Consider the following 19661-nt stretch of genomic DNA (forward strand, 5'->3'; position numbering starts at 1 on the left):
TCCCGCTGCCCGGGCAGCCGTTCCCGCCGCCCCGACGACCGTCCCGGAGTCCACCGTGGCCCTGCCCCCCGGCCTCGCACCCGTCACTGACCTGACGCCCTGTGCCTGGGTCGCGGACGCGCTCGCCGAGGGCGGCGACACCGTGGCCGGTGGCGTGCTGCCGGGCGGCTACGAGGCGTACGTGCGGCTCCCGCACCCGGTGGACGAGGGCCCGGAAGGGGACGGGGGAGACGCAGACGGGACGTGGGCGGCCGCCGCCGTCCGTAACAGCACGGTCGCGCACCCCCTCGCGCAGTGGGAGCGGATCGCACTCGACCGGGGCGAACACGACCCGCCGGAAGGTGAGTTGGACGCGCGCACCCTGGCCGCGCTCGTTCCCGTGCTCGCCGCGCACACCGCGACCCCGGAGGACTGTCTGTTCGGCGTGTGGGACGGGTACTTCGGCGGGCGGACGGCGTATCTCACGGACCGCACCGGTCTCCGTGCGCGCCTGTGGGTGGCCCGGCGCCGGCGCGAGGAGCGCGAGCGGAACCGGCGGTTCGCCGCGCTCCCCGCCCTCGCGACACCCGGCCGCGACTACCTGTTCCTCCGTGGACCCGTCACGGAGGCCGAGCGAGCGAGCCGGCTCGCCACCGGGGGCGGCCTGTTCCGTCGCGGCCCGAACCTGTGGTGGCCCGCCGACCGCGCGTGGTGCGTGGCCTCCGAGATCGACTTCAGCTCGACGTACGTGGGCGGCTCCGCGCGACTGGCCCGGGCCCTGCTGGGACACGAGCGCCTGGAGGCCTGGCCCGCCTCGCCGGGGGACCTCACCACCCTGGACGCCGACACCGTCAACCCGCCGCGCCCGTGACCGTCCCCCGACCGGTCAGGCGCGCAGGTAGGCGAGGACCGCGAGGACGCGGCGGTGGGTCGCGGCGGCCGGGGGGAGGTCCAGTTTGGTGAGGATGTTGCCGATGTGCTTGCCCACGGCCGCCTCGGACACGACGAGTTCGCGGGCGACGGCCCCGTTCGACCTGCCCTCGGCGACCAGCGCCAGCACCTGCCGTTCGCGCGGACTGAGCCGTTCCAGCGGATCACGGCGGCGGCGCAGCAGCTGCCGTACCACCTCCTGGTCGACGACGGTGCCGCCGTCCGCGACGGAGCCGAGCGCGTCCACGAACTCCTCGATCCGGCCGACCCGGTCCTTCAGGAGATAGCCGACGCCGGTGCCGTCCCCGGAGTCCAGCAGTTCGCCGGCGTAGGCGCGCTGCACGTACTGGCTCAGGACGAGGACCGGCAGCCCGGGGCGGTGCTCGCGCAGCCGTACCGCCGCGCGCAGGCCCTCGTCCTGGAAGTCCGGGGGCATCCGCACGTCGGTCACGACGATGTCGGGGGCGTGCTCCTCGACGGCGGTCAGGAGCGCGGGCGCGTCCCCGACGGCGGCGACCACCTCGTGGCCGCAGCGCGCGAGCAGACTTACGAGCCCCTCGCGCAGCAGCACGCTGTCCTCGGCGAGCACTACGCGCAGGGAACGGTCGACTCGCAAGGGAACTCCACTCGCAGCAGGGTCGGTCCGCCCGGCGGGCTGGACAGCGAGAGTCTGCCATCGAGGGCCGCCACGCGGTCCCCGAGCCCGGTCAGTCCGCTGCCCGCCCCGGCCCGCGCGCCGCCCCGCCCCTCGTCCCGTACCTCGATCCACAGCCGGCCTGCCGCATGCCCGCCGCTGACCTGGGCCCGGTGCGCGCCGCTGTGCCTGGCGACGTTGGTGAGGGCCTCGCCGACCACGAAGTACGCGGCGCTCTCCACGGTCTGCGGCAGCCTCCCCGCCAGGTCCAGTTCGACGTCCACGGGGACGGGGGAGCGGTCGGCGGCGTCGGCGACGGCCGCCGCGAGCCCGTAGTCCGTGAGGACCTTCGGATGGATGCCGTGGACGAGTTCCCGCAGTTCCGCGAGGGCGTGGCCCGCCTCCTCGTGGGCTTGGGCGAGCTGCTCCGCGAGCGGTCCGGGCGGCGCGTCGAGCCGGGCCAGTCCGAGCGTCATCGTCAGGGCGACCAGGCGTTGCTGGGCGCCGTCGTGCAGATCGCGTTCGATGCGCCGCCGTTCCGCCTCGAAGGCGTCGACCAGCCGCAGTCGGGAGCGGGCCAGTTCGACGACCCGTACGCCGAGGTCCGCCTCGCGCGGGGCGATCAGGGCGCGGGTCAGGCCCGCCCGCGCCCCGGCCGCCGCGCCCAGCGCGTAGCCGCCCGCGGCCAGCAGGAGAAGACCGAGCACCGCCACCCCGCCCGCCGCGGGCCACGTGGTGAGCGTCCACTGCTTGAGCACCTTCGTCTCCCGGCCGCCGCCGACCGTGGCGAACAGCAGGGGGGCCGCGAGCAGCGACAGCGGGAGCAGCAGCGTGAGAGTGAGGACGAGCGCGTCGAGCGGCCACAGCACCAGCGCGAACAGCACCGTGTACCCGAGTTCGCGCCACGTCGCCCGCTCCGTCAGCCGGGTCCGCAGCCATACCCGTAGCCCGCCCGTCGCGGGCACCACGTGCTGTCCGGGCAGCAGACCCGGCGCCACCAGGCGCAGCCGGTGCCGCTCCAGCCACGCCACCGGCAGCCCGGCGAGGGCCAGGGCGAGCAGCAGCGGCAGCCCCACCAGGACCGGCGTGAGCGCCAGGCCGGCCGCCGCCGTCACGAGGAGTACGACGAGGCACAGCGCTCCGGCGAGGGCGCCCCCGGCCAGGTGGCAGACCGCCCGCCACGGCCACCACGAGCGCAGGTAACCGGGCCGCGCCAGGGCCTGCCACACGTTCCGGGCGGTCATACGGTCACCGTAGGAGTCATGCGGCCACCGTAGAAGCGGTCAACTGCTCGCCGCCATCGGCCCAGTGGGCCGGTCAGGGGTATGCCTGGCCCTACCCCGGAACTCGGTCCTGGCGCCGTGCGCCCGGCCACCCCCGGCCGGTTGTCTGGAGCACCTCGGCGGCCCGCCCGGAAGTGGCCGCCCCGACACCGAACGGGTGGGACCCGCATGGCCGTCGACGCCGTCCGACTGCACCAGGTCAGCAAGGAGTACCGCGTCAGCACACGGCGCGGAGCCCCGGACACCGCCTTCATAGCGCTGGACGAGGTGTCGCTCGGCTTCCCGGGCGGCAGCTTCACCGCCGTCATGGGGCCCTCCGGCTCGGGGAAGTCGACGCTGCTCCAGTGCGCCGCCGGACTCGACCGCCCCACCTCGGGCTCCGTGACCCTCGGCGACACCGAGCTGACCCGGCTCGGCGAAGGGGCGCTGACCCGGCTGCGGCGGGACCGCGTCGGCTTCGTCTTCCAGTCCTTCAACCTGCTGCCCGCACTGAGCGCCGAGCAGAACGTCGGCCTGCCGCTGCGGCTCGCGGGACGACGGCCGTCCCGGGCCCGGGTCCGCGAGGTGCTCGACCGGGTCGGGCTCGCCGGCCGTGCCCGGCACCGCCCCGGCCAGTTGTCCGGCGGTCAGCAGCAGCGTGTCGCGCTCGCCCGCGCCCTCGTCACCCGCCCCGAGGTCCTCTTCGCCGACGAACCGACCGGGGCGCTCGACACCCGCACCGCACGCGAAGTGCTCACCCTGCTGCGGGACATGACCGACCACGAGGGCACCACCGTCGTCATGGTCACGCACGACCCGGTGGCCGCCTCGTACGCCGACCGCGTCGTCCTCCTCGTCGACGGCCGCGTCCACGAGGAACTGACCGCCGCGAGCGCCGACCGCATCGCCGCCCGCATGACCGGCCTGGAGGCCGCGCCGTGCTGAACCTCGCCCTGCACACTCTGCGCGCCCGCCGGGTCTCCTTCGCCGGAAGCTTCGTCGCGCTCGCCCTGGGCGTCGCCCTGCTCCACATCACCGGACTGGCCCTCGCCTCCTCGCTCGACGCCCCGCCACGGGGGCCCGAACGGTTCGCCGCCGCACCGGTCCTCGTGCGGGGCGCCGACACCCTGCGGGTGCGCACCCCGATCGGCGACCGGGAACAGCGCCTCGCGCACCCCCGCCCGGTGCCCGCCGCCGCCCTCGCGAAGCTGCGCGCACTCGGCACCGTCACCGAGGACCGGGCCTTCCCCGTACGGGCGGACGGCGGGCCCGGCGACCTCGTCGGCCACCCCTGGTCCACCGCCCGCTTCGCGCCGTACACCCTGACGAGCGGCCACTCCCCGGAAACCGCGTACGAGGTCGTCGTCAGCGGCGACTGGGCCCCCGCCGGGACCCGGCTGCGCACCGGGCACGGCGCCGTCCGCGTCGTCGGCACCGTCGCCGCGCACCCCTTCGAACACGCCGTGTTCTTCACCGACCGGCAGGCAGCCGCCCTCGCCCCGTCCAGCACGCAACTCGTCGTGGACGCGGCCCCTTCGGCGGTCCGCGCGGCGGTGCGCTCCGTTCCCGGCGCGGTAGGTGTCCACGTCCTGACCGGGAACGCGCGCCGTCTCGCCGATGCCGACCCGGACCGCGAGGCCGAGCAACTGACGGCGCTCACTGCCCTGTTCGGCACCGCGGGCGGCGTCACCGCCTTCGTGTCGGTGTTCGTCGTCGCCTCGGCCTTCGCGTTCACCGTCGCCCAGCGGCGCCGCGAGTTCGGGCTGCTGCGCACCGCCGGGGCCACCCCGGGACAGGTACGGCGCCTCGTCCTCACCGAGGCCGCCCTCGTCGGGGTCCTCGCCTCCGCCGCGGGCTGCGTCCTCGGCGCGTACGGGGCGGCCCCGCTCACCGCCCGCGTCGTCGCCCTCGGGCTCGCCCCCCGCTGGTTCACGACGCACCCCCACGCCTGGCCCGGCCACGTGGCGTTCTGGACGGGCCTGCTCGTCGCACTGTGCGGGGCGCTCGCCGCCTCGTGGCGCGCCGGACGCACCGGTCCCGTGCAGGTGCTGCGCGAGGCGTCCGCCGACCGGGGCAGCCCGCTGACCCGGGGGCGGCTGCTGTGCGGCGCCGCCCTCCTGCTGACCGCCGGCACTCTGCTCGCCCTCGCCCTCGTGGACGACCCGGGCGGCCTGCTGCACCGCAAGTCGTACGTGACCCGGCCGATGCCGCTGATCTGCGCGGCCGCCCTGCTCACCCCCGCCCTGGTCCGCCCCGCGACCCGGCTGCTCACCTGGCTCCCGTCCCGGCTCCCCGGGGCGACCGGCGTGCTGGTGCGCGAGAGCGCCGCCGCAGCGGTACGGCGGACCGCCGCGACCGCCGCCCCCGTCCTCGTCACCGTCGCCCTCGCCGGCTCCCTCCTCGGCGCCACCGCGACGCTCGCCTCGGCCCGCACCGAGGAGATCCGCGCCCGGACCGGCGCCGCACTCGTCGTCGTACCGGCAGCACCCGGCGCGGCTCTCGAAGCGGACGTCGCCCGCACACTGCGCGCCGTCACGGGGGTGGCCCGCGTGTCCGCGAGCGCGACGACCGCCGTGTACGCCCTGGAGGACGGCGTCGCCCTCGTGAAGTCCGGGGCCCGGGCAGCCACCCCCGGGCCGCTCGCCGCCACCGCCCGGCTGCCGCTCGCCGCCGGACGGGCCGAGGACCTCGACGACGACTCGATCGTCGTCAACGAGGAGTGGCGACGGCACACCGTCGGACAGCGGGTACGGGTGTGGCTCGGCGACGGGACCCGCAGGACGCTGCGCGTCGCCGCCGTCATGACCACCGGCACCGGCGACAACGGCGCCTACGTCACCCCGCGCAACGCCCCCGGCGCGCACGTCGACCGCGCCGAGATCACCCTCACGAAGGGCGCCGACCGCGCCGCCGTCACGGCTGGACTCGGCCGCGCGGCGCGGGCGGCGGGCGGGCGCGTGCTCACCAAGGAACAGTGGGTGCGGGCGAGTTCACCGGACAGCAGGCGCACGACCCGGACCGGCCTGTACCTCGTCCTCGGTATCGCGCTGCTCTACACCGGCATCGCCCTGGTCGCCACGACGGTCATGGCGACCACCGACCGGCTCCGCGAACTCGCCGTGCTGCGCCTGTCGGGAGCGACCCCCGGGCAGATCCTGCGGATCGTGGCCGCCGAGGCCCTCGCGGTCGTCGCCGTCGGCGCCGTGCTCGGCGCGCTCACCGCGGTACTGGGCCTCGCCGGGCTGTGGGGCGCGCTGGCGCTCCAGTCGGCGCCCGTCGCCCTCACCCTCCCGTGGGCGGCGCTCGCCACGACGGCCGGCGCGTGCGCGCTGCTCGCCGTGACCGCGAGTGTGCTCCCCGCCGCGCTCGCCCTTCGCGGGGTGAGGGCCGGCTCCTCCCGGTGACCGGCTCCTCGCGGTGCCCGCCCGGTAACGCGTACGCGACAGGGCCCGGTGACGCGTACGCGAGAGGGGCGGTGCGGGAGGGATCCCGCACCGCCCCTCTCCCGAACGGGCCCGCCCGGGGCCCTTCGCTCAGCTCTGGGGCCGGCGTCCGTGGTTGGCCGCGTTCTTGCGGCGCGCCTTCTTCTTGCGGCGTCGCTTCGAGGACATGCGGTCTCCTTCCGTCAGCCCGTACTGGTCGAGAGTGCGGGATTTGTGCCGGTTGGTAATTCTTTGCCGCTCCGACCCCTGCCCGCTTCCGGACCCGTCCAATCCCCTCGGCCTCAGGGATTTTCCGCGCCCCCTCCCGTTCCTCTCCGGTTCCGCATACATCCATGCAGGACTCTGCTTAACTGAATGGCATGAGCGACAGCCCCGCAGCCCGGCTCCAGGTCCTGTTCGAGGGCCGGCGGCTCACCCCGACCCAGCGGCGGATCGCGCACTGCATGGTGCGGGCGGCGGACGAGGTCCCGTTCCTGTCCAGCGTCGAACTCGCGGAACTGGCCGGGGTCAGCCAGCCCTCGGTGACCCGTTTCGCCGTCGCCCTCGGCTTCGACGGCTACCCCGCCCTGCGCCGTCACCTGCGCGAGACCGTCCCGCCCGCGACGGGCACGGCCGACAGCGAGCCGAACGAGTACCAGCAGGCCGTGGCCGGGGAGATCGAGAACCTGCGCCGGCTCGCCGAGGTCCTCGCCGACCCCGAACCGGTCGAACGCGCCGCCGCGCTGCTCGCCGCCTCCCGTCCGCTGCCCGTGCTCGGCCTGCGCGCCGCCGCCTCCCAGGCCTTCGGCTTCTCGTACTTCGCGGCCAAGGTGCACCCCGACGTCCGGCTGCTCGACGAGGGCGGCACGATGCTGGAGGACAGGATCGACGGGGCGGTACGGGCCGGGGCGAGCGCCCTGCTGTGCTTCGCGCTGCCGCGCCACCCGCGCGAGGTCGTGGACGCCCTCGCGCACGCGCGGGCACGCGGGCTGACCGTCGTGACGGTCGCCGACTCGGCCTTCGCCCCGGTCGCCGCCCACACCGATCTCCTGCTGCCCGCCGCCGTCGGCACCGGCCTCGCCTTCGACACGGCCTGCGGCCCGATGCTGCTCGGCCGGGTCCTGCTGGAGGCGATGTGCGACCACCTGCCCGACGCGCAGGCCCGGCTGGAGGAGTTCGACGGCAAGGCGGCCGCCCGCGGCCTCTTCGTGGACTGATCCCAGGGGCCGCGCCCCGGCTTCTCACGGTCTCCTCATCAAGCGCCGCTAGCCTCCCGCTCACCGCGCGGCGGACGGTGACGACGGGACACCGGGGAACGGGAGGAGCAGGTCGATGGCGGGTGGCGCACGGAACGGCGTACGAGGTGGTCAGGGGCTCGCGCGGGTCGCGGTCGTCGTACGGGCGGGGGCGGCGCCCCTGTTCTGGTGCGGTGTTCTCGCGGCGGCGGCGGGGCTCGCGGTCGGCGGGCTCACCGGGCGCCGCATCGGCCTGCTCGGCGGCGTCGTGCTGTACGTCCTCGCGGCCCTCGTCGTCGCGACCGTCCACCGCTCCCGCTACACGCACCGCCTGGACACCGCGACGAAGGCCGCGCGCGGGGACATCCTCCAGGACCGGGCCGTGACGGTGCGCGGCTGGCGGCGCGGGCACCGCTGGTGGCTCGTGCTCGCCTTCCTCGCCGCGCTCGGCAGCGCCTTCGCCGCCCCCGCCGCGGGCGGCCTGCTGCTCGCCGGCTGCGGGAGCGGACTGTGGCTCAAGGCCCACTGGATCGGCCGCCGCGAACGCGCCGCCGACGTCCTGGTGTGGCTGCGCGTGGACTGGCTCGGCCCCCGCTTCGGCAACCCGGCCGGCAAGCGCGTCAAGGGCTACCGGACCACCGGCCCGAGAGCGGGCGACGCCGCGCCCGGCGGGGCACGGCGCCGCTGACATGGGGCCGTCGGCCCGGGGCCCTACACCTCCAGCTCGTTCTCGATCTTCTTGAGCTGGTGGCGGGCCATCGCGAGGTTCGCCCGCTGGTTGTCGAGGACCAGGTACAGGAACAGGCCGTTGCCGCCCTTCGCCTTGAGCAGCCGGATCAGGTGGTACTGCGTACCGAGGGTGATGAGGATGTCCTCGATGTCGTCCTGGAGGCCGAGGTGCTCCATGGTGCGCAGCTTGGCGCGGACCACGTCGGTGTTCCCGGCGGCGGCGACCTCCAGGTTGAAGTCCTTGCCGCCGCCCAGCGTGCCGAGCGCCATTCCGCTCGTGTAGTCGACGAGGGCGACCCCGAGGGTCCCCTCGATCGAGGTCATCGCTTCCTTCAGAGAGGCTTCGGTGTTGGCCATGAGTCGCTACGTCCTTTCTGTGGCCGGCCGAGGTGACCGTGCCGTTTCCCGTTGGTCGACACGCTCCAGTGCGCCGTCGACCAGTTCGCCGATGCGTGCCCCGGAGCGCCGTCCCTCCAGGTGCAGCCGGCCGACGTTGACACGTTCGCCGGCCAGCAGGGTGAGGACGGCACAGCCGCCCGCCGCGTACGTCGCGACGTAGCCCCGCTCGCCCCGCACCAGCAGTTCCCTGAACTCGCCCCGGCCGGTGACCTCCGCCATCCGCAGGGACACCCCGAGCGAGGCGGCGGTGAGCGCCGCGACGCCCTCGGCCTCCACACCGGGGGTGTCCTGGGCGAGGACGAGCCCGTCGATGCTCGCGGCGAGCGCCCCGGTCAACTGCGGTACGCGCGCCCGCAGCCGGTGCAGTTCGTCGAGGACTTCGGCCTCCGCCGACATCAGTTGTCTCCTTTCGGCGCGCTGTCGCAGGCCCCGGATCACAGAGTCGCCTCCAGTGCGTCACGCAGCCGGCGCAACAGGGCGACGTCCGGATCGGGTGTGACGGCCGGCAGCAACTCCCGTACGCAGGAGGCGAGCTGACCCGCGTGGTCGGGGGCGCGGACGGCGGCGACGACGCCCGCGGCGGCGAGCCTGCGCAGGTCCACGAGCGTGTGGAAGGCGGGGCGCCCCAGCAGCCGGGCGATCTCCGGGGCGCCGCGGGCCCCGTCCACGAGGTCGAGTACGGGCTGCTGGCGCGCGGAGACCGGCGGGGCGTCCGCTCCCGCCGGGGGGCCGAGGCGTCTGAGCGGCGCGGTGTCCACGTCGTCCTCGGGCCAGATCCGGTCGAGCAGTTCACGGCGGCGCACCGTCTCGCGCTCCAGGGCCCGCGCCTCCACCGGGTGCAGGTCGCCCAGCCAGTGCGAGACGCCGTACCGGAAGCGGGTCGGGGAGCTGGACGGGCCCAGGGCGAAGAACGCGGCGTCGTACAGCGCGCCGAGGTGGCACAGCTCCAGGGTGCCGCCGGGGACCCGGCCGGAGTCGACGAGCCGGCGGGCGACGCTGCTGTCCGCGCCCGCCTCGGCGACCGCCGCCCACCACCCCTCGGCCGCCAGCGGACCGCCCGTGGTGAGGAGCACGTCGAGGGTCGGCGCGTCGGGTGCCTCGGCGTGCACGACCCGGCCGTCGGCCAGGTAGAGGGTGCCCCGGTCGCGCATCAGGGCGCCCGTCGCGCGCTCGGCGGCCAGCCGGCGCAGCAGCGGGGAGACGGGGGAGGCGGGGGAGTCCGCGGAAGGCGGGGAGCCTGGGGAGGCGGGCGGCGTCGTCCGGGTCGCGCTCATGGTCACAGCACCAGCCGTTCGGCTATCTCGCCCAGACGGATACGGGCGAGGGCGAGGTTGCCCTCGGCGCGGTCGAGCCACAGGTGGAGGAAGACACTGCTGTCGAAGGTGGTCCGCACGAAACGCACCACGTGGTAGCTGTCGCGGTTGGTGACGATGACGTCCTCGACCGGCGGGAGCGAATCGGTCGCACCATCAGAGGCCGGGCCTCCTGCTGCCGGGCCGCCCAAGGACGTACCGCCGGGGCGGGGGCCGGAGCCGGGGGCCGGGGACGTCGGCACCTCCGTGCTCGCCGCGAACGCCCGGTGCTCGGCGGCCATCCGGGCCAGTTCCGCGGACTCGGCCGCGGTGGCCTCGTGGTCCCCGTTCGGGGAGTCGCCGATCGTGCCGAGGGCGAGCCCGCTGATCCAGTCCACGACGGAGGCCCCCCGGGCACCGGGCAGCCTCATGGCGTCGAGCAGGCACTCGTCGATTCCGGGCACGCGGAACTACCCCTTCCCCGGTGTGGCGTACGGGTTGTGAGGGTGAGATTACGCAACGCCCGCACCCGCGACAGGAGTTCTGGCATTTTCCAGCGGAACATGCGGGCCGGGGTTACCATCCCGTCCCGAACGCGCCGAATGTTCCGATGCGTCCGGAAGTGCGGCGGTGGGAGTCGCCGTGAAGGTGAGAGTGGGTGCCGGGAGGGGATCCTTGGGTGCTTTTCCGGAGAGACGGGACAAGGTCCCCCGTGCTGGGGTAGGTTCAGGCCGCTCCGGCGGGAAACAGCCGTGTCCCGACGCGGGCGCGAAGGGCGTCGACGCGGGGGACTCCGAGGCGGTGGACGGCCGGGGGGATCACAGGTCGTCCGTGAGCGCCCGGGTGTGTTCGCCCCCGGACTCGGCGACGATCTCGGCGAGCGTCTGCGCGGCCCGTACCGTCGCGAACCGCACCCCCTCGGGACCGGCCGCGAACCCGTGGACGCCGGGCCGGGTGAGGCTGTTGTACGAGTAGTGGTGCGCGAACCCGTACGCCCCCGTGTCGAGTACCGCGACCCAGTCGCCCGGCTCCAGTGGCGGCAGCGCGCGCCGCTCGGCGAGCAGGTCCCCGGCGAAGCACGCGGGCCCCGCGATATCCTGCTCCCGCTCCTCGCCCTCCTTCGGCCGGCCCTGCGCGTCGTACGCCGCGATCCGCAGCGGCCAGGAGCCGGGCGCGTACACGGTGCGGACGGCGATCTGCACCCCGGCGTGGGTGAGCGCGACGGACCGGCCGCCGGAGGTCTTGGTGTACTCGACGCGGGCCAGGGCCAGCCCGTGCTTGGCCAGCAGCGAGCGGCCGAACTCGGTGATCACCGTGTACCGCCCCTCGAACAGCCCGGGCACGGTCTCCTTCAGCAGCGCGGCGTACTGGGCGTGGCTCGGCAGGGCCCGGTCGGAGGTGAAGTCGACGGGCAGCCCGCCGCCGATGTCGACGGTGTCCACCTGGGGCCGTCCGGCCGCCGCGTTGATCTCCTCGGCGAGTTCGTGCACGACCCGCACCCCTTCGGCGAGCGCCGCCAACTCCAGTCCCTGCGAACCGGAGTGGGCGTGCAGCCGGGTCAGCCAGGGCCGCTGCGCGAAGGCCGCGAGCACCGCCTCCCGCGCGCCCTCGTCGCGCAGCGGCACCCCGAACTTGGAGGTGGCCCCGGCGGTGGAGGTGGCCGCGATGGTGCCGGTCCCGGTCTGCGGATTGACGCGGAGGCCGAACGTCGAAGCGGAGTCGGGCAGTTCGGCGCGCAGGGCGTCGATCCGCTCCAGCTCCAGCGCGTTGTCCGCGTTGACCATGACGCCGGCGTCCAGCGCCTCGCGCAGTTCCGGCACCGTCTTCGCGGGCGAGTCCAGCACGATCTGGGCGGGCCGCACCCCGGCGGCCCGCGCCAGGGCGAGTTCCCCGGCGCTCGCGACCTCGGCGCCGATCTTGTCCTCGTACAGGAGCCGCAGCACGGGCACGAGGGGCGTGGCCTTGACGGCGAAGGTGTGCTGGACGAGGGCCGGGTCCGGTACGACGGCGGCGAACGCGGACTGGAGCGCGCGGGTGGCGCGCCGGATGCCGGTCACGTCGAGCAGCCCGGCGAGCGGTTTGCGCTCGCCCACGATCCCCTGCACGACGGCGGCCCGCACGGCGAGGTCCCGCCGCGCGACGGCCTCGGCGGCGGCCTCGGTGACGGCTTCGTCCTCGGCCCCGGTTTCCGTACGCTCGGTCATCCGCTCAGCAAACCACCCGAGGGGCGCCCGGGCCGGGAGGGACGCGGACGTCCCCGGGGACGGCACCGGGGGAGTATCCGGGGGACTGCGCGGCGCGATCCCGGGCAGCATGAATCTACAGAGCTGTAGAAGCGGCCGTGGAGCACGGCCGCGCCATCGGGAGAGGGGCTGTGCGGCCATGGAAATATCGGGAATCATCAGCGCGATCGTCATCGGCATCGTGATCGGCGTCCTGGGCCGCCTGGTCGTCCCGGGCCGTCAGCGGATCGGCGTCCTGTGGACGATCGCGGTCGGCATCGTCGCCGCCTTCATCGGCACGGCGATCGCCGCCGGTTTCGACGTGGCGGACACCGACGGCATCGACTGGGTCGAACTCGCCATCCAGACCGTCCTCGCGGCCATCGGCGTCGCCGCCCTCGACCGCGCGAAGAGCCGCCCGGGGCGGTGAGGGGAGCGGGCCCCGCGTTCGCGGGGAAGACCAGGCGATGGCCTCCGCGACCGTCCGCGGGTTGGGGCCATCCCCGCGCACGCGGGGAATGCGGAAGCCAGGAGCACGGGGCGATGCTGGCGAAGGGGCCACCCCCGCGCACGCGGGGAATGCATGTGGCGCAGGACGCTCGACTCCGTCTGGTCGGGACCACCCCCGCGCACGCGGGGAATGCTTCCGGAACTGGGACAGGTGCAGGTGCGCCGCGGGACCACCCCCGCGCACGCGGGGAATGCCCTTCCTGACCAGCAACGCTACCGGCGCCGCACCCGGATTTCAGCCACTTGACGGGTGCGGTGCGGCCGTCAGCGGGGCGTGAGGTTCTGCCCCTGCTCCCCGCTCCCGCTCGTGGCCGAGACGGCGTGGACGACGGAGTCCGTCACTCACTCGCGGCCTTCAGCGCACCGGTGGTGGAGCCCCCGGCGACGGGCGCGGCGCCGGGGACTTCACCGGCCCCGCCCCCAGCAGCCCCCACACGAGGGCCGCCGTGAGCAGCAGGACGAAGGTGCTCGCCGTGATCGCCGTCGTGTAGCCGTGGACGGTCGCCGCCGCCCGGTCGGCTCCGGAGCCCCCGTGGTGGACGAGGTAGGTGTGTGCCGCCGTCGTGGACACCGTGCTGAGCAGGGCCAGGCCGAGGGAACCGCCCACCTGCTGGGCGCTGTTGACGATCGCCGCCGTCACGCCGGCCTCCCCGGGGGCCACGCCTTCCGAGGCGGTGATCATCGCGGGCATCATCGTGCAGCCGATGCCGAGACCGATGAGGAGCTGGGCGGGCAGGAGGCGGGTCAGGTAGACGTGGGCGGTGTCCGGTTCGAGTCCCGTCAGGAGCGCCATGCCCAACGCGGCGACGGTCAGCGCCGCCACGATCAGGGTCCTCGCCGGTACGCCCCGGCGCAGTGCTCGCCCGGCGACGACCGTCGCGCCCACGCCCATCGCGGCCGACAGCGGCAGGAACGCCAGCCCGGTGACGACGGGGGACAGGCCCAGCACTTCCTGCAAGTAGTACGTCAGGAAGAGGAACAGGCCGAACAGGCCGACCTGCGGCAGCCCCACGGCGAGGAACGCGCCGCCGCGCCGCCGGTCGGCGAGGAGCCGGGGCGGCAGCAGCGGATGCGTGCCGCGCCGTTCCACCGCGACGAAGGCGAGCAGCAGCACGAGTCCGGCGGGCAGCAGCAGCGGGACCGGGGGCTCGGTCCAGCCGCCCTCCGCCTCGGCGAACGCGTAGACGAGCGCGAGCAGTCCGCCGCAGCCGAGCAGCGCGCCCGGCAGGTCGAGGCGGGCCGGTCCCGCGCGGTGGTCGCGCGGCAGCAGGAGGCAGCCCGCTAGGGCGAGCGCCGCGAGCGGGACGTTGACGAACAGGCACCAGCGCCAGTCCAGGTACTCCGTGAGCACTCCGCCCGCGAGCAGCCCGGCCGCCGCCCCGCCCCCGCTGAGCGCCCCGTACACGCCGAAGGCCCGGGCCCGCTCGGCCGGTTCGGGGAACAGCGTGGTGAGCAGGGACAGCGCGGCGGGGGCGAGCAGCGCGGCGAAGGCGCCCTGGAGCGCGCGGGCCGCGAACAGCGATCCGGCGTCCGGCGCCAGGCCGCCCCAAGCGGAGGCGAGCGCGAACCCGGCCAGCCCGAGGGCCAGCAGCCTCCGGCGGCCCGCGAGGTCGGCGATCCGCCCGCCGAGCAGCAGCAGCCCGCCGAAGGCCAGGGTGTACGCGGTCACGACCCACTGCCGGTCCGTGTCCGACATGCCGAGGTCGCGCTGCGCGGAGGGCAGCGCGATGTTGACGACGGTCGCGTCGAGCACGACCAGCAGTTGCGCGAGGCCGATGACCGCGAGCCCCCACCACCGGCGGGGGTCCGGCGCCACCGCCTCGGGGCGCGGCACGGTGGGGGCGGGGCCACGGGCGGCGGCGGCCATACGGTCTCCTGGGGCTCACACGCGTACGGAGGGTGGGGCGGCGAGCCGGGGGGAGCGCTGAAGCGTGCCCGCCGCCACCGTGCACCAGCACACCAGGAGGCGCGGCGGACTGTCCAACAATGACCTGACCTGTGGTGACAAGGGTTGCTTGTCGGGTGAGGCGGGCGCGGCCGGGAGCGGGCGGGTGAGGCCGTGCGCGGCCCGGTTCCTCGCGGCTCAGACCGGCTCCGCCTCGATCAGGGAGAACGGTGCGAGCGCCGGCGGTGAGGTCACGCCCAGGGTGCGGAATCCGGTCGCGGCCAGCAGCGCGCGAAAGTCCTCCTCGGTGCGCTCCCGGCCGCCCATGTTCACCAGCATGTACAGATCGCTGAGGTACGCCAGCGGGTCCGTGCCGGGTGTGACGCGTCCCGGGAGCAGCACCTCCACCACGAGCAGCCGCCCGCGTGCCGGGACGGCCGCCCGGCAACCGCGCAGGATCGCGGCGCACTTGTCGTCGTCCCAGTCGTGCAGGACGCTCTTGAGGACGTAGAGGTCGCCGCCCTCGGGGACGGCCGTGAAGAAGTCGCCGGTCTCGACGCGGGCCCGGCCGGCGAGCCCCGCCGCGCGCAGGGTCGCGGGCGCGTCCTCGGCGCCCTCCGCCGAGTCGAACACCACGCCGGTGAGGCGGTCCGCGCCGGGCCGCGCCCCGAGTACGGCGGCCAGCAGGGTGCCGTCCGCGCCGCCCACGTCCACCACGGTCCCGGCCTGCGGGAACGCGTACTCCCGGGCCAGCGCCGTGCTCAGCGTGCGGGTCGCCTCGCGCATCGAGGCGGCGAAGGCCGCGGACAGCCCGGGCCGCTCCCGCAGGTACGGGAAGAAACCGGTGCCGAACACCTCGTCGAAGGCGGGCGCCCCCGTGCGCACACTGTGGTCGAGCCGGCTCCACGCCTGCCGGAACACCCCGGTGCCCTGGCGGGCGAAGGCGTACAGGGAGTCGGGTGCGTCGGGGCGCAGTCTGGCGCCCGCGCCGGTCAGCCGGAAGTGGCCGGGCCCGTCCTCCGTCAGCAGGCCGAGCGAGGCGAGGGCCCGCAGGAAGCGGAGGACGGAGAGCGGGTGCGCGCCGTCCTCCACCCCGTCGGCCCCTCCCGTCTCCCCCCGCTCCCTGCCGCCCACCTGCCGCGCGATCTCCTCCGCGCCCGCCCCGTCCTCCCCGATCAGTTCGGGCACCCGCAGCCGGGTCGCGAGGTCCACCAGGTCCGAGGACATGTAGCCCCAGATGAGCCGCAGCAGCAGGACCTGGTCGGCGAACCGCTCCGGGTGCGTCGTTCCCTCCCCGGGGGGACCGGCCGAGGCGGGCTGCGAGGACGGGGGCGACGACGGTGCGGGCCGGAGGCCGGGGTCGGTCATGGCGGCGTACGTCCTTCCGTGGGCGGGAACGGGCGGGGGTGGCGGGACGCGGGGCCGGTCAGCGCGGCGGCCGGGTCAGGCACCACGTGCGGGGGCCGCCGTCCGGGACGTCGACCTCGGCCGTGATCCCGAAGCCGAGGCGCGTGTAGAACGGCAGGTTGCGGCGGTCGGAGGTCTCCAGGAAGGCGGGGACGCCGTCCCGCCCGGCCGCCTCGATCCCGGGGCGCAGCACGGCGCTGCCGAGACCGGAGCCCCTGCGGCCGTCGGCGACGCCCACCGTCGCGAGGAACCACACCGGTCCGGTGGGCCGGTGCGGGGCGAGCGCGGCCTCCATCGTGGCCTGGGCGCCGATCCGGTCCCCGGACAGTTCGGCGAGCCGCGGGCCGATCTCGGCGAACACCGCGCCGACGTGGTCGCGACGGGGTGTCGTCCAGACGGCGACGGCGTCCCCGTCGTCGGCCACCCACACCTCCCCGGCCGCCAGTCCCACGCGGGTCAGCAGCAGTTCCTGCACCTCGGTCACCCGCCGGGCGTGGTCCCTGGCGTCGACGGTGTGCCGGGTCGCCGGGTAGTCGGCGAAGGCCGCGCCCAGGGTGCGTACGGCGCGTGGTACGTCGTCCGGGCGGGCGAGGCGCACCCGCGTCCCGTGCGGCTGCGTCGAGGTGACCGGGGTCGATGCGGTCATGGCGTGCTCCTTGCGGTGAGGGTGAGTCGTGGTGGGGGTGAGCCGGGTGGTGTCAGTGGTGCGGGGGGTGGGCGGCGGCCAGGGTGCTGAGGGCGCGGGCGTGCAGGGCCGGGTTGGCCGACACCGCGCCGGTGCCGTGCTGCGGGTCGCCGCCGTCGAGGTCCGTGCAGCGCCCGCCCGCCTCCTCCACGAGGATCTGGACGGCGGCGATGTCCCACGGTGCGACGGCGGGTTCGGCGGCGAGGTCGAGCACGCCCTCCGCAACGAGACAGTGCTGGAGGAAGTCACCGAAGCCCCGGTCCTCCCAGCAGGCGGCGGCGAGCGCCGCGTAGGAGCGGGCCCGGCCGAAGACGCGCCACGTGTCGACGCGGGTCGTCGACAGGTACGCCTCCGCCAGCTCCGTCACCCGGGAGACCTCCAGCCGCCGGGGCGGGGCGCCGTCCTCGCTCAGCCAGGCGCCCCCGCCGCGCACCGCCCACCAGCGGCGGCGCAGCGCGGGCGCGCCGACCACGCCGAGCACCGGGACGCCGTCCTCCAGCAGGGCGATCAGGGTGGCCCACACGGGTACACCGCGCAGGAAGTTCTTCGTCCCGTCGACGGGGTCCACGAGCCAGGTGCGCCCGGGGCCCGCCTCGCCGCCGCCCTCCTCACCGGCGAAGGCGTCGGCGGGCCGGGCGGCGGCCAGCGCGCGCCGCAGCACGTCCTCCACGGCCAGGTCCGCGTCGGTGACCGGGCTGCGGTCGGGTTTGCCGCGCACCCGCAGGTCCCGCGCGCGGAACCGGGACAGGGTGAGCGTGTCGGCCCGCCCGGCCAGCCGCAGGGCCAGCGCGAGATCGGCGGCGTAGGGGCCGTCGGCGTACGGCCCGTCGGCGGCGTAGGGGCCTGCGGCGGTGGTCACGGGCGTGTCCTCCTCGCGTTCACGCCGTGGCCGCCCGCAGCTCCAGCAGGTGGTACTCCATGACGCGGACCACCTCGATCCGCCGTACGCGGCGCAGGAGTTCGACGCGGTAGCCGGCCTCGGCGGCGAAGGCGTCGAGGCGTTCGCGGTCGCCGAGGTCGGCGGTGCCGATGAACAGCCGGCCACCCGGCGCGAGATGCTCCGCCGCGCCGGACACGAACCGGGCCTGGCCTCCGTACCCGGGGTCGAAGACGGCGGAGTGCAGCTCGCTGCTGAGCGCGAAGCCCTCCTCGACGTACGTCCACGGCACGTTCCAGAACACGGCGTCGAACCGGTCGTCGGGGCCGAGCGCCCCGTACAGGTCGCTGTGCAGGACCCGTACCCGGTCCCCGACGCCGTGACGGCGCGCGTTGGCCCGGGTGTTGGCGACGGCCTTCGGGTTGATGTCGAGCGCGGTCACGTGGGCGCAGCCCGCGAGGGCCGCCGTGACGGCGACGACGCCCGTCCCGCAGCCGACCTCCAGGAAGGAGCCGCCGACCGGGTACGGCACGACGGAGGCCATGACCTCGGTCGCGGCGGTCAGGGTGCCGGGGAAGACGCCCCGGTGCAGGTCCCACTCCCGGCCCAGCAGGGTGAAGGAGTCGGGCAGGTCCTCGCCCTCCATCGCGTGCCGCAGGACCTGGGCGGCGGCCTCGGGGGATTCCTTGACGGTCATGTGTCCTACTTCCGTGGTGCGTTGAGCGCCATGCGCCCTTCGATACGTGGGGCTCAGGCGGGCTGGGGCTGTGCGGCGGGCCGTCCTTCGCCGGCCGCGTACCGGGCGAGGGCGTCGGCGTGCCGGGCGATCTTGCGGAAACCGGCCGCGTACTCCTCGATGAGGGGCCGGTCGGCGGGCCAGTCGGTGAAGGTCGGCAGGGACAGGGCGTGCCGCTCCACGTGCTCGGCGTGCGAGCCGGGCATCGGCCCCGACGGGCGTTTCGGGGTGCCGGGGAACAGCGGGTTGTCGGCGGCCGCGTACAGCGGGAGGGTGCCCAGGCGCGGGCCGGAGGGGGCGCCGGTCTCCAGGCCCTCGGCGCGCAGCGCGGCGATGAGCACGGAGCGGTCGATCCCGCCGAGCGCCTCGGGGCGGTAGAGCGGTTTGTAGCCGTACCAGGCGCCCATGTCGACGTGGCCGGCGACGCGTACCGGCTCCAGATACGGCACGTCTGCGAGGAGTTCGCCGAGGTGGCGCAGGCAGCGGTGGCGGTCCGCCATGCGCGCGGGGAACGCGGCGAGCGCGTGCCGGGCGACGATCGCGTTGAACGGCGAGATGCGCAGCTTCAGCCCGAACCCGGTCACCCAGTGGGCGCGCAGCGCGGCCTCGGTCACCTCCTCGCGCGAGCGGTCCCGGTAGTGGCCCAGCAGCGTCGCCCGGTCGTGGACGCCCGCGTCGCTCGTCACGAGGATGCCGCCCTCGCCCGCGTACACCGCCTTGTTCGCCTGGAGGGAGAAGACGGCGGCGTCCCCGAAGGTGCCGACGGGCCGGCCCCGGTAGCGGCTGCCGTGCGCGTGCGAGCAGTCCTCGACCACCTTGAGCCCGTACTTCCCGGCCAGGGCGAGCACCGCGTCGACGTCCCCGGGGTGGCCCCACTGGTGGACGAGGGTCACGACCTTCGTCCGCTCGGTGATCGCCGCCTCCAGGGCGTACGGGTCCAGGCAGCGGGTGACCGGGTCGATGTCGGCGAGCACGACGTCGCCGCGCAGCGCGAACACCGGGCTGAGCGCCGCGTGGTAGGTGAGCGCGGGCCCGACGACCTCGACGCCCTCGCGCACACCGAGCGCGAAGTAGGCGGCGAGCAGCGCGCTGGTACCGGAGTTGAAGGTCACGGCCCAGCGGGCGCCGTGGTCCAGGAAGGCGAGGAACGCGTCCTCCAGCGCCTTGACGGGGCCGCTGCTGCCCTTGATGGAGATGTCGGTGTCGCGCTGCCGGGCGAGTTCGGCCAGTTCGGCCTCCCCGGCGGGCGGCGGCCACACCTCGTGCGGCAGCGGGCGGGTGACGGCGGGCGCGCCTCCGAGGAGGGCGAGCGCGTCCGGGGCGGCGTGGGTACGGGTACGGGGATCGGTGCGCGTGCTCATGGTCGGGACGTCGTCCTTACGGGTCGCGGTGGTCGCGGTGTTCGCGGTGTTCGCGGGGGAGGGGCTCGCGGGCCGAACGGTCCGGTGCCCGGGGCC

Annotated in this window: 19 protein-coding genes and 1 CRISPR repeat array; of the genes, 6 read left to right on the plus strand and 13 right to left on the minus strand. The window is 75.3% G+C overall.

All coding sequences use genetic code 11. From position 1 onward, the window contains the following. Positions 1 to 55 precede the first annotated feature (55 nt). Positions 56 to 850, plus strand: a complete 795-nt coding sequence (locus AB0J21_RS06035) for a hypothetical protein (RefSeq protein ID WP_363144590.1) — start codon at positions 56 to 58, stop codon at positions 848 to 850. Positions 851 to 865: 15 nt separating this feature from the next. Here AB0J21_RS06035 and AB0J21_RS06040 read toward each other — a convergent pair whose 3' ends face one another. Next, positions 866 to 1498, minus strand: a complete 633-nt coding sequence (locus AB0J21_RS06040; RefSeq protein ID WP_363144716.1) for a response regulator transcription factor — start codon at positions 1496 to 1498, stop codon at positions 866 to 868. Beyond that, positions 1498 to 2787 carry a sensor domain-containing protein gene (locus AB0J21_RS06045; RefSeq protein WP_363144591.1) on the minus strand — a complete coding sequence of 430 codons (1290 nt, stop codon included), beginning with the start codon at positions 2785 to 2787 and terminating at the stop codon, positions 1498 to 1500. Before AB0J21_RS06045 ends, AB0J21_RS06040 begins: the two co-directional genes overlap by 1 nt. Positions 2788 to 2994: 207 nt before the next feature. On the opposite strand from AB0J21_RS06045, the gene AB0J21_RS06050 reads away from it, so the two are divergent. From AB0J21_RS06050 to AB0J21_RS06065, 4 genes are all read left to right on the plus strand, one after another. Further along, entirely contained in the window at positions 2995 to 3750 is a 756-nt protein-coding gene (locus AB0J21_RS06050; protein ID WP_363144592.1) for an ABC transporter ATP-binding protein, read from the plus strand. Continuing rightward, complete coding sequence (locus AB0J21_RS06055; RefSeq protein WP_363144593.1) at positions 3744 to 6209, plus strand: FtsX-like permease family protein; 2466 nt, start codon at positions 3744 to 3746, stop codon at positions 6207 to 6209. The genes AB0J21_RS06050 and AB0J21_RS06055 overlap by 7 nt, the downstream gene beginning before the upstream one ends. Positions 6210 to 6607: 398 nt before the next feature. Then, on the plus strand, positions 6608 to 7444 hold the full coding sequence (locus AB0J21_RS06060) for a MurR/RpiR family transcriptional regulator (RefSeq protein ID WP_363144594.1): 837 nt from the start codon (positions 6608 to 6610) through the stop codon (positions 7442 to 7444). A gap of 115 nt (positions 7445 to 7559) precedes the next feature. Next, complete coding sequence (locus tag AB0J21_RS06065; protein ID WP_363144595.1) at positions 7560 to 8150, plus strand: hypothetical protein; 591 nt, start codon at positions 7560 to 7562, stop codon at positions 8148 to 8150. A gap of 23 nt (positions 8151 to 8173) precedes the next feature. Here the strand turns inward: AB0J21_RS06065 and AB0J21_RS06070 are convergent, their stop codons facing one another. The 5 genes from AB0J21_RS06070 to AB0J21_RS06090 form a co-directional block, all read right to left on the minus strand. Continuing rightward, positions 8174 to 8548: a hypothetical protein gene (locus tag AB0J21_RS06070; RefSeq protein WP_363144596.1), complete on the minus strand. Its 375-nt coding sequence runs from the start codon at positions 8546 to 8548 to the stop codon at positions 8174 to 8176. A gap of 6 nt (positions 8549 to 8554) precedes the next feature. Beyond that, entirely contained in the window at positions 8555 to 8986 is a 432-nt protein-coding gene (locus AB0J21_RS06075; RefSeq protein WP_363144597.1) for a roadblock/LC7 domain-containing protein, read from the minus strand. A 38-nt stretch (positions 8987 to 9024) separates the two neighbouring features. After that, positions 9025 to 9741: a transcriptional regulator gene (locus tag AB0J21_RS06080; protein ID WP_363144717.1), complete on the minus strand. Its 717-nt coding sequence runs from the start codon at positions 9739 to 9741 to the stop codon at positions 9025 to 9027. A 125-nt stretch (positions 9742 to 9866) separates the two neighbouring features. Next, on the minus strand, positions 9867 to 10346 hold the full coding sequence (locus AB0J21_RS06085; protein ID WP_363144598.1) for a hypothetical protein: 480 nt from the start codon (positions 10344 to 10346) through the stop codon (positions 9867 to 9869). A 354-nt stretch (positions 10347 to 10700) separates the two neighbouring features. Further along, positions 10701 to 12086: a diaminopimelate decarboxylase gene (locus tag AB0J21_RS06090; RefSeq protein ID WP_363144599.1), complete on the minus strand. Its 1386-nt coding sequence runs from the start codon at positions 12084 to 12086 to the stop codon at positions 10701 to 10703. Positions 12087 to 12264: 178 nt separating this feature from the next. Between AB0J21_RS06090 and AB0J21_RS06095 the strand changes: the two genes are divergently transcribed. After that, positions 12265 to 12534: a GlsB/YeaQ/YmgE family stress response membrane protein gene (locus tag AB0J21_RS06095; protein ID WP_363144600.1), complete on the plus strand. Its 270-nt coding sequence runs from the start codon at positions 12265 to 12267 to the stop codon at positions 12532 to 12534. A gap of 6 nt (positions 12535 to 12540) precedes the next feature. Then, positions 12541 to 12809: direct repeats of the CRISPR family, unit length 25 nt; unit sequence CCACCCCCGCGCACGCGGGGAATGC. Positions 12810 to 12969: 160 nt separating this feature from the next. Here AB0J21_RS06095 and AB0J21_RS06100 read toward each other — a convergent pair. The 6 genes from AB0J21_RS06100 to AB0J21_RS06125 all read right to left on the minus strand — a co-directional run bounded on the left by AB0J21_RS06100 (position 12970) and on the right by AB0J21_RS06125 (position 19565). Further along, a complete protein-coding gene (locus AB0J21_RS06100; protein ID WP_363144601.1) occupies positions 12970 to 14481 on the minus strand; it encodes an MFS transporter in 1512 nt (503 codons plus the stop codon). A gap of 216 nt (positions 14482 to 14697) precedes the next feature. Continuing rightward, on the minus strand, positions 14698 to 15867 hold the full coding sequence (locus AB0J21_RS06105; protein WP_363144602.1) for a methyltransferase: 1170 nt from the start codon (positions 15865 to 15867) through the stop codon (positions 14698 to 14700). 58 nt (positions 15868 to 15925) lie between these two features. Then, on the minus strand, positions 15926 to 16552 hold the full coding sequence (locus tag AB0J21_RS06110; RefSeq protein ID WP_363144603.1) for a GNAT family N-acetyltransferase: 627 nt from the start codon (positions 16550 to 16552) through the stop codon (positions 15926 to 15928). 52 nt (positions 16553 to 16604) lie between these two features. Beyond that, the gene (gene hisN / locus AB0J21_RS06115) at positions 16605 to 17450 is read right to left on the minus strand and encodes a histidinol-phosphatase (RefSeq protein ID WP_363144604.1); all 846 of its coding nucleotides are present in this window, start codon (positions 17448 to 17450) and stop codon (positions 16605 to 16607) included. A 19-nt stretch (positions 17451 to 17469) separates the two neighbouring features. After that, the gene (locus tag AB0J21_RS06120) at positions 17470 to 18165 is read right to left on the minus strand and encodes a methyltransferase (RefSeq protein WP_363144605.1); all 696 of its coding nucleotides are present in this window, start codon (positions 18163 to 18165) and stop codon (positions 17470 to 17472) included. Between the two features lie 53 nt (positions 18166 to 18218). Continuing rightward, complete coding sequence (locus tag AB0J21_RS06125; protein WP_363144606.1) at positions 18219 to 19565, minus strand: DegT/DnrJ/EryC1/StrS family aminotransferase; 1347 nt, start codon at positions 19563 to 19565, stop codon at positions 18219 to 18221. Positions 19566 to 19661: the final 96 nt, after the last annotated feature.

Source organism: Streptomyces sp. NPDC049954 (assembly GCF_040656295.1).
Lineage (GTDB): Bacteria > Actinomycetota > Actinomycetes > Streptomycetales > Streptomycetaceae > Streptomyces.

Excerpts from the sequence above, each read along its gene's own strand:
- AB0J21_RS06045 (WP_363144591.1), bottom strand. The coding sequence starts at position 2,787 with ATGACCGCCCGGAACGTGTGGCAGGCCCTGGCGCGGCCCGGTTACCTG.
- AB0J21_RS06050 (WP_363144592.1), top strand. The coding sequence starts at position 2,995 with ATGGCCGTCGACGCCGTCCGACTGCACCAGGTCAGCAAGGAGTACCGC.
- AB0J21_RS06060 (WP_363144594.1), top strand. The coding sequence starts at position 6,608 with ATGAGCGACAGCCCCGCAGCCCGGCTCCAGGTCCTGTTCGAGGGCCGG.
- AB0J21_RS06065 (WP_363144595.1), top strand. The coding sequence starts at position 7,560 with ATGGCGGGTGGCGCACGGAACGGCGTACGAGGTGGTCAGGGGCTCGCG.
- AB0J21_RS06070 (WP_363144596.1), bottom strand. The coding sequence starts at position 8,548 with ATGGCCAACACCGAAGCCTCTCTGAAGGAAGCGATGACCTCGATCGAG.
- AB0J21_RS06075 (WP_363144597.1), bottom strand. The coding sequence starts at position 8,986 with ATGTCGGCGGAGGCCGAAGTCCTCGACGAACTGCACCGGCTGCGGGCG.
- AB0J21_RS06080 (WP_363144717.1), bottom strand. The coding sequence starts at position 9,741 with ATGCGCGACCGGGGCACCCTCTACCTGGCCGACGGCCGGGTCGTGCAC.
- AB0J21_RS06090 (WP_363144599.1), bottom strand. The coding sequence starts at position 12,086 with ATGACCGAGCGTACGGAAACCGGGGCCGAGGACGAAGCCGTCACCGAG.
- AB0J21_RS06095 (WP_363144600.1), top strand. The coding sequence starts at position 12,265 with ATGGAAATATCGGGAATCATCAGCGCGATCGTCATCGGCATCGTGATC.
- AB0J21_RS06100 (WP_363144601.1), bottom strand. The coding sequence starts at position 14,481 with ATGGCCGCCGCCGCCCGTGGCCCCGCCCCCACCGTGCCGCGCCCCGAG.
- AB0J21_RS06105 (WP_363144602.1), bottom strand. The coding sequence starts at position 15,867 with ATGACCGACCCCGGCCTCCGGCCCGCACCGTCGTCGCCCCCGTCCTCG.
- AB0J21_RS06110 (WP_363144603.1), bottom strand. The coding sequence starts at position 16,552 with ATGACCGCATCGACCCCGGTCACCTCGACGCAGCCGCACGGGACGCGG.
- AB0J21_RS06120 (WP_363144605.1), bottom strand. The coding sequence starts at position 18,165 with ATGACCGTCAAGGAATCCCCCGAGGCCGCCGCCCAGGTCCTGCGGCAC.
- AB0J21_RS06125 (WP_363144606.1), bottom strand. The coding sequence starts at position 19,565 with ATGAGCACGCGCACCGATCCCCGTACCCGTACCCACGCCGCCCCGGAC.